Raw genomic sequence first — 8,613 nt, 5'->3', positions numbered from 1 at the left:
CTGTAATCGCGCATTCATCACCTTTATTTCCTAATTTCCCTCCTGCACGGTCTTCTGCTTGTTGCATGTTGTTGGTCGTGATGAGTCCGTAAATGACTGGTGTATCGGTTGTTGCATTCAGTTCTGTAATGCCTTGTGTGGCTCCGGCGCATACATAGTCAAAATGAGGGGTATCACCACGCACTACGCAACCTAATGCAATCACAGCGTCTACCTTTCCGCTTTTTACGAGCTGTGCCGAACCGAAAGTCAGCTCAAAGCTGCCAGGAACAGGATATACCAGGATGTTTTCATCTTTTGCTCCATGTTTTTTTAATGTGTTGACCGCTCCTTCAAGCAAAGCTCCTGTAATGTTGTGATTCCATTCAGACACCACGATACCGAAGCGCATCTGTGAGGCATCGGGTACGGAGTTAAAGTCGTAGTCTGAAAGATTGTGATAAGCTGTAGCCATATTGTTTGTCTTTTAAGTTTGTATGTTTAAGAAAAAAGCCGGACTGAAAAACCTCGGTCCGGCCTGAATGATACTTATACTAATAGAAGTATGTTTTTTATGGTTTATTTCAAAGAAGCACGTTCTATGTACTTATCAATGTCCATTGCCTGATATGAGTTACCGTATTTGTTCTTAACCTGCTTGTAAGCTTCTACGGCTTCTGCATTTTTTCCTTGCTTTTCCAGGATTTGTCCAGCCTGAATCAGGAAAATCGGGCTAATTGACAAACTGTTGGCACGGTCGGCTGCTTTCAGTAAAGTAGCGGCGGCTTTGTCAAGCTGTCCGGTCTGTGCGTAGCAGTTTCCCAAAGCTCCCATTACTGAAGGAGCAACCAGTAAATCATCACCGCTGAATTTATCCAGATACTTGATAGCATCTTCGTATTTGCCTAACTGTGCATAGCAAAGTCCTGCGTATGCGTTTGCCAGGTTTCCTGCATCTGTACCGCTGAATTCGTCTGCCAGTTTCACAAAGCCTGCATATCCCAGACTGTCGCCCTTCAAGGCAACCTCAAAGTTATCAGTTCCGAAGTACTGTTCACCTTTGAAGATAGCTTCTGAAGCTTTCAGCTCATTCGGTTCAGAAATGAAATGTTTGTATCCGAGGAAGCCTCCGACGATAACTACCAGAGCAACTGCTGCTCCCAAAAGTACATTCTTGTTTTTAATCAGGAATGCTTCTGAAGTGCTGAGCGCTTCGTCTACATTCAACGGGTCGTTAGTGTGTTTTTGTTCAGTCATTTGATATTTGTTTTTTATTATTTTTCCAATCCACGTATTTGGACAGCAAAAGTAGTTGATTTATGTGTATAAATGAAATTTGCGGGCAGTTTTTTTAATCAATCTTGCTTTTATTGTTAATTTTGTATCCCAAATAGTGATTGTTTTTATGTGGCTTAAACGCATTTCGATATTAAATTATAAGAACCTGGAACAGGCCGAGCTGGCTTTTTCCCGCAAGATGAACTGCATTATCGGAAAGAACGGAATGGGAAAGACCAACCTGATGGATGCCGTGTATTATCTTTCTTTTTGTAAGAGTGCAACTAACCCCATTGATTCTCAGAATATACGGCACGAACAGGACTTCTTTGTGCTGCAAGGCTTTTATGAAACTGAAGGCGGTGAGCCGGAAGAAGTGTATTGTGGGTTGAAGCGTCGGCAGAAGAAGCAGTTCAAGCGGAATAAGAAAGAATATACCCGCTTGTCCGACCACATCGGATTAATTCCTTTAGTGATGGTTTCTCCGGCTGATACTTTACTTATTGCTGGAGGTAGTGAGGAAAGAAGACGTTTCATGGACCTGGTGATTTCGCAGTTCGACCGTGAGTATCTGGATGCGCTGATTCGCTACAATAAGGCATTGGTACAACGTAATACGTTGTTGAAGGCGGAATTGGAACCCGATGAGGAACTGATGAACGTATGGGAAGAGATGATGGCTTCTACGGGTGAAGTGGTATTCCGTAAACGTCAGCAGTTCATCGACGAGTTTATTCCTATTTTCCAGTCATACTATTCTTATATATCCCAAAATCAGGAGGAAGTAAAACTTTTTTACCAGTCGCATGCGGCAGAGGGTGGTTTGCTTGCCTTGTTGCGTGCTAACCGTCAGCGTGACCGAGTGATGGGGTATTCTTTGAAAGGCATTCATAAGGACGATCTGATTATGCAGTTGGGAGAGTTTCCCATGAAGCGGGAAGGTTCTCAAGGGCAGAATAAAACCTATCTGATTGCCCTGAAACTGGCGCAGTTTGAATTTTTGAAGCGTACTGGAAGCGGAACGACTCCTTTAATTTTGCTGGATGATATTTTCGACAAGTTGGATGCGCTTCGTGTGGAGCAGATTGTCAAGTTAGTGGCAGGAGATAATTTCGGACAGATTTTTATTACCGATACCAACCGTGACCATCTGGACCGTATCTTGAAAAAGATAGAGGGCGATTACAAGCTGTTTGAAGTGGAAAACGGAGAAGTGTCCGAACGAAAGGAGTCTTATGAAGCGGAATAACACAGAACAGATTGGCGATGTGCTCCGGCAGTTTCTTCGCCAGCAAGGGTTGGAAACTCCCTTGAATGAGTATCGTCTGGTTGATGCCTGGAAAGATGTAGTAGGACCGGTTATTACCCGTTACACCACAAATCTTTTTATTAAAAATCAGGTACTTTATGTCAGCCTTTCTTCTTCCGTGATTCGTCAGGAGTTAATGATGGGACGTGAAATGCTGATTCGTAACCTGAATGCTCAGGTCGGATCTCAGGTTATTGTGAACATTGTGTTCCGCTGAATGCACAGCCTCGTTCCGTCCATACTTCATCCATAGGCAGGTCTGTGGCTTCTACAGGAATATGCGGAAGAAGTTGGAATTGAAAGCATACACCTATGCGGTAAGATTGTAGTTTGGTCAAGGCACGGTCGTAATACCCTTTTCCGCGTCCTAAGCGGTTGCCTGAGCAGTCGAAGGCCACACCAGGAATAATACTCAACTCTATTTCATGCAGGTTTTCTACCAGACTACCGGTGGGTTCTTCAATGCCGAAAGCACCGGCTTGTAATGAATCCTCCCCTTCATAATACCGGAATTCCAGTTCCTCTCCTTTGACAAGGGGAAGCACGATGTGCTTGTATGGATGCCAGCGCTTGATGAATTCGTGTGTCTGTACTTCATCGGGCAGTGAGTGATAGAGCAGGAGGGTATGTACCTGCAAAAATAATGGATGGCCCTCCAGCTTTTGAAACAAGCTGGAAGACCATTCTGTTTTTTGAGCAACGGAATAATTCCGTTTTTGTCGAGCGATTAACCGTCGCAATTCCCTTTTATCCATGAGGTATCATTTCCTTTTGTTGGTTGCTGTCTGAGGAGCCGGGGCCTGAGGGAAAGATTCGCCTTTTTCCAGAATCTCTACGGCTTTCAGTACGGTTTTGTCTGATTCATTCAGGTATTCCACGTATGCTTCCATACCCAACATGTTATAGATAATATTTCCGTACAAGCTCATTTCGAAAAAGCTGTGTGACTTCATCATCAGGTTGTTACGGCGTTTCAGCCCTTTTTTCTCAGCCCATGCGGCAAACTTGTTCAGCAGGTTTTGTCCTTTCAGGTAAGCTTCCATCTTTTTCGGAGTATCATATTTCTGCAAGATGCTGCGGTTCTGGTCGGTATAGTCGAACGTGTAGCGGATAATCAGTCCACGGTTGGCAGCCATGCGGAAATACGACGTCATACCGGTCGTATCCTGCGGTACGAAAAAGTCGGGCATGATACCTCCTCCTCCATATACCGGACGGCCCAGGCGGGTGCGATATACTTCTGTTTCATCCTGCTTGATACTGTCGGCAGAGAAGAACTCACCGTGTTCATAACGGGTGAGCAAATCCAGTTCGTATTCCGATTCCTTTCCTTTCTCGTAAGGTTTCTGTATGCAGCGTCCGGATGGGGTGTAGTAGCGTGCGATGGTCAGACGGATGGCAGAGCCGTCGCTGAACTCAATGGGCTGCTGTACCAGACCTTTTCCGAAAGAACGACGTCCTACGATGGTACCGCGGTCATTGTCCTGGATGGCTCCGGCAAAGATTTCGCTGGCAGAGGCCGAACCTTCGTCCACCAGTACTACAAGCGGCATTTTCTGATTGCTTCCTGTTCCGTTGGAGTTATAGTCCTCGCGCGGTGACTTGCGTCCCTGAGTGTAGACAATCAGACGGTTGTTAGGCAGGAACTCGTTGACCATCTGGATGGCAGCTGCCATGTAACCTCCCGTGTTTCCACGCAGGTCGACAATCAGACCTTCACAGTTCTTCTGATTCAGTTTGGCCAGTGCGATGAGCAGTTCCGGATAAGTGGTTTCACCAAACTTGTTGACTTTTATGTAGCCTACTTTTTCATTAATCATATAGGCTGCATCGATACTCTTCACTGGAATATTCCCACGAATAACGGTGAAATGAAGCAAGTCCTTTTCGCCCGGGCGGTAGACACCTAATTTCACCTTACTACCTTTTTCACCTTTCAAGCGTTTCATGGCTTCGCTGTTTGTCACAATTTTGCCGACGAAAGCAGAGTCATCTACTTCTACGATACGGTCACCTGCCATCAAACCTACTTTTTCTGAAGGACCACCCTGAATGACACTGTTTACATGAATGGTGTCATTCTGAATGGTAAACTGAATACCGATGCCGCTGAAACTACCTTTTAAATCGGCATTCACAGCCTCCAGGTCCTTGGCCGGAATATAGGAAGAATGCGGGTCGAGCTCCGAAAGAATCTGCGGCATGGCTTCTTCCACCAGTTCGCCCATATTTACCGTATCTACATATTGGTCATCAATAATCCGCAGCAAAGCATTCAGCTTGTTGGATGAAGTGTTGATGATGCCCAGCTTGTTTCCTGAAAAATGATTGGCATAGAATGTGCCGATGGCGATGCCCGCAATCAGGCAGATGGCCAGCAAAAACGGTACAAAGCGTGTGTTATTGTTTTTCATGTTATTTATTCATTGGGGTTAAGATATACAACTTCAATATTAGCCTTTTTCAGTAAATCCAGTCCGTCTTCTAACCGGTATTTTTCTGCATATACTACTCGTTTGATGCCGGCTTGAATAATTAGCTTGGCACATTCGATGCAAGGAGAAGCAGTGACATACATGGTCGCTCCTTCGCTGCTGTTACTGGAACGGGCTATCTTGGTAATGGCATTAGCTTCGGCATGAAGCACATAGGGGCGGGTTACTCCATTCTCATCTTCGCATACATTTTCAAAGCCGGCAGGTGTACCGTTATAACCGTCTGAAATAATCATCTTGTCTTTGACAATCAGTGCTCCTACTTGCCGTCGTTGGCAATAGGAGTTCTCTGCCCAGATTAAGGCCATGCGCATGTAGCGTTTGTCCAGTATTTCTTGCTTATGTTCCGTTTGTTTCATGATGGGGTATATTATTTGTGGGTAAATTGCATATAGGTAGTGCGGGCATCAGGGGCGAGCTGGAGAAGTCTTTTGCTGTCTCCTTTATAATAACTTGCGAGTTTTAGCTTGTTGATAAATTCTGCATTCTTTCCTGACAGCTGGATAGAAGCTTTTATTTCGCCAATTACAGCAAAACTTCTGTCACCTGGATTTGCTTGCCATTTTCCTTCAAATGTGCCTCCATCAAGAGTTCCGGTAAAGGTACCGTCGTTTTTGAAGGTGATTGAAATTTTACTTAGGACTTCCAGATCTTGTGCTTCAATATATGCAGGGCGTGCATATCGGTCGTTGTTGGAGTCCCAGTCTCCTCCTGTATAGTAGTTTACCAGTTGCCATACTCCACTATCGAAGATTTCATAAATGTCGTCTTCTTGATTACACCCATAGAGAAAAGATGAAAGTGTAATAAATAAGGTGTAAAAGAAATATTTTAAAGTTTTCATACCCTGTGGGTTATAGAGTTATTTTATACCATTTCTTTTCAATAATGCTTCAATGGTCGGTTCCTGGCCACGGAAGCGTTTGTATAATGTCATCGGGTGCTCGGTTCCTCCCTTTGACAGGATATTCTCACGGAACGAACGGGCGGTGTCCTGATTGAAGATACCCGTTTCCTTGAATACGGAAAAAGCATCGGCATCCAGCACCTCAGCCCATTTGTAGCTGTAATATCCGGCAGAATATCCTCCCGACATGATGTGGCCAAACTGTACGCTCATGCAGGTATCTTCTGGTTGCGGAAGCAATTGTGTACGTTGCCACGTCTCTTTTTCGTAGGCTTTTACGTCTCCTTCAAACTTGCTCTGGCGAGTGTACCAGGCCATATCAAGGAATCCGAAGCTAAGCTGGCGCAGGCAGGCGTATGCCACGTTGAAATTGGAGGCATCAACGATGCGCTGAATCAGTTCTTGAGGAATGGGCTCACCTGTCTGGTAATGACATGCGAATGTATTCAAAAATTCTTTTTCTATGGCAAAGTTTTCCATGATTTGTGAAGGAAGTTCCACAAAATCCCAGTACACATTGGTTCCACTCATGCTTTGGAAGCGAGTATTGGCAAACATGCCGTGCAATGCGTGTCCGAACTCATGCAGGAAGGTATTTACTTCCGAAAATGTCAGCAGGGCAGGTTTGTCCTTGGTCGGTTTGGTGAAGTTCATGGTGACAGACACATGTGGACGGCTGTTGCATCCGTTGTCGTCTATCCATTGTTCTTTGTAGCTGGTCATCCAGGCACCCGAACGCTTGCCTTCACGGGGATGGAAGTCGGTATAAAGTACAGCCAGGAAACTTCCGTCGCGGTCGAACACTTCATACGCCTGTACGTCCGGATGATATACAGGAATTTCCTTATTTTCCTTGAAAGTGATACCATACAAGCGGGTAGCTAGTCCGAATACACCGGCCTTTACACGGCTTAGTTCGAAGTAAGGCCGTAGCGCTTCTTCATCCAGGCTGAATTTCCGGTTTTTCAGCTTTTCCGCATAGTAAGAAAAATCCCACGGCATCAGTTCGAAGTCTTCACCTCCCAGTTCGCGAGCCAGGGCACCGATTTCTTTTACTTCCTGACGGGCAGTCGGTATATAAGCCTCCAGCAGGTCGTTCAACAGTTTGTATACATTTTCGCTGTTCTCGGCCATGCGTTTTTTCAGTACATATTCGGCATAATTCTTGAAGCCCAACAATTGTGCGAGCTCCATGCGGAGGTTGACCAGCTGTTCCACAATCTTCAGGTTGTTGAATTCATTGTCGTGACAGCACTGGGTGTTATAAGCCATGTAGAGTGTCTTCCTCAGTTCCCTTTTGTCGCTGTATTTCATGAAAGGAACGTAGCTTGGAGCCTGCAGGGTGATTACCCAGCAACCTTCTTTCCCTTTTTCTTGCGCTGTATGTGCGGCTGCCTCTATGGCACTTTCCGGAAGTCCGGCCAGTTCGTCGGCAGTATGTAGTACCAGCTCATACCCATTGGTTTCTTTCAAGTGGTTTTGAGAGAATTTCAGTGTCAGACTGCTCAGTTCCATACTCAGCTTTCGGAATACAGTCTTGTCTTTTTCAGACAGATTGGCGCCGTTGCGTACAAAACCATCGTACGATTTTTCCAGCAGGCGGCGTTCTTCAGGACTCAGTTGCAGAGACTCTTTTTTATCGTACACTGTTTTTACACGGGCAAATAGTTGTTCGTTGAGGCTGATGTTGTTGGCATGTTCAGACAGAGCCGGAGTCAGTTTTTCTGCTATTTCTTCCAGCGCGTCGCAGGTTTCTGCACTCAGCAAGTTGAAAAGTACGGTAGTGACCCGGTCGAGGACTTTTCCGGCATGTTCCAAAGCCAGAATGGTATTTTGGAAACTCGGCTCTTCCGGATTACTGATAATCAGTTGTATCTCTTCATCCTCCAGCCTCATACCTTCCCGGATAGCCGGTTCATAATCTTCAATCCGTATCTTTTGGAAAGGAGTAGTATCGTGGAGTGTATAATAAGGTTGTAAAAATGGATTGCTCATATTGTTCCACATAAAATAATAGGTGTGATTGCACTTAGTCTTTCTTGTTTAACAGAAGTACCACTTCCCGAAGTTCTGGGATACTGAAAGTACGTCGTCCCAGTTGAATCAGTCCTCGGTTCTGAAGGTCATTCAGTACGTTCGATACGTTGATACGGGTATCGTCAATCAAGCGTGCCAGATCTTCCATTCGGATAGATAGTTTTTTCGCTCCGTAAGGAGTCATACAGCGCAGCAGAAGGAAATTGATAATCTTGTCGCGTGTTTTTCCTATATGTGCGTTCCACAACTTGTTGTAAATCACCTGACTCCGGTTACTCAGCATATTCATATAATTCAGATTGAACACTTCATACCGGCATAGCTCATTGAGGATGTATGCTTTATCAATGTTCAGCGTGTTGACTTCTGTAACTGCGGTGTAAGATGCTGTGAAATACGGACGCATACCAAACAAAGAATAAGGTTCTATCACATTGGGGCTTTTAAAATTTTCCCAAATCGTATATTTATGGGTTCTGTCATTGGATTCTATCTGTACTTCTCCACCCAGCACAAAAATGAGCTGGTTGCATGGAGTATCTTGTCTTACCAGGCAGCTTCCAGGTTCATATTTATTGAAGTGAATTTTTACTTTTTCCAGAATGTCG

10 protein-coding genes are annotated in these 8,613 nt (G+C 44.9%); 2 read left to right on the top strand and 8 right to left on the bottom strand.

The window, feature by feature from the left end; genetic code table 11:
• Together ribH and ACMJ0U_RS00295 are read right to left on the bottom strand one after the other, a co-directional pair.
• Positions 1–454 (bottom strand): 6,7-dimethyl-8-ribityllumazine synthase (gene ribH, locus ACMJ0U_RS00300; RefSeq protein ID WP_417127403.1); only part of this gene is annotated, 454 nt, incomplete at its 3' end.
• Between the two features lie 104 nt (positions 455–558).
• Positions 559–1,236: a tetratricopeptide repeat protein gene (locus ACMJ0U_RS00295; protein ID WP_417127402.1), complete on the bottom strand. Its 678-nt coding sequence runs from the start codon at positions 1,234–1,236 to the stop codon at positions 559–561.
• A 148-nt stretch (positions 1,237–1,384) separates the two neighbouring features.
• Here ACMJ0U_RS00295 and recF point away from each other — a divergent pair, with 148 nt between their 5' ends.
• Together recF and ACMJ0U_RS00285 are read left to right on the top strand one after the other, a co-directional pair.
• Complete coding sequence (gene recF, locus ACMJ0U_RS00290) at positions 1,385–2,506, top strand: DNA replication/repair protein RecF (RefSeq protein WP_417127400.1); 1,122 nt, start codon at positions 1,385–1,387, stop codon at positions 2,504–2,506.
• Positions 2,493–2,783 (top strand): DciA family protein, encoded by a 291-nt coding sequence (locus ACMJ0U_RS00285; RefSeq protein WP_007561091.1) that lies wholly within the window; start codon positions 2,493–2,495, stop codon positions 2,781–2,783. The genes recF and ACMJ0U_RS00285 overlap by 14 nt, the downstream gene beginning before the upstream one ends.
• Here ACMJ0U_RS00285 and ACMJ0U_RS00280 read toward each other — a convergent pair.
• From ACMJ0U_RS00280 to ACMJ0U_RS00255, 6 genes are all read right to left on the bottom strand, one after another.
• A complete protein-coding gene (locus tag ACMJ0U_RS00280; RefSeq protein ID WP_417127399.1) occupies positions 2,758–3,321 on the bottom strand; it encodes a 5-formyltetrahydrofolate cyclo-ligase in 564 nt (187 codons plus the stop codon). The genes ACMJ0U_RS00285 and ACMJ0U_RS00280 overlap by 26 nt on opposite strands.
• Positions 3,322–3,327: 6 nt before the next feature.
• Entirely contained in the window at positions 3,328–4,980 is a 1,653-nt protein-coding gene (locus ACMJ0U_RS00275; RefSeq protein ID WP_417127398.1) for a S41 family peptidase, read from the bottom strand.
• Between the two features lie 5 nt (positions 4,981–4,985).
• A complete protein-coding gene (locus ACMJ0U_RS00270; RefSeq protein ID WP_417127397.1) occupies positions 4,986–5,420 on the bottom strand; it encodes a deoxycytidylate deaminase in 435 nt (144 codons plus the stop codon).
• Between the two features lie 11 nt (positions 5,421–5,431).
• The gene (locus ACMJ0U_RS00265; protein WP_417127395.1) at positions 5,432–5,905 is read right to left on the bottom strand and encodes a DUF4847 domain-containing protein; all 474 of its coding nucleotides are present in this window, start codon (positions 5,903–5,905) and stop codon (positions 5,432–5,434) included.
• A gap of 18 nt (positions 5,906–5,923) precedes the next feature.
• Positions 5,924–7,963: a M3 family metallopeptidase gene (locus tag ACMJ0U_RS00260; protein ID WP_417127394.1), complete on the bottom strand. Its 2,040-nt coding sequence runs from the start codon at positions 7,961–7,963 to the stop codon at positions 5,924–5,926.
• 34 nt (positions 7,964–7,997) lie between these two features.
• On the bottom strand, positions 7,998–8,613 hold a 616-nt coding region (locus ACMJ0U_RS00255), incomplete at its 5' end, for a Crp/Fnr family transcriptional regulator (protein WP_417127393.1).

The sequence above is a fragment of the Phocaeicola sp. genome, assembly GCF_048170425.1.
Taxonomy (GTDB): Bacteria; Bacteroidota; Bacteroidia; order Bacteroidales; family Bacteroidaceae; genus Phocaeicola.
The sequence above is the reverse complement of the archived record's forward strand: the minus strand, read 5'-3'. Positions and strand labels throughout refer to the sequence as shown.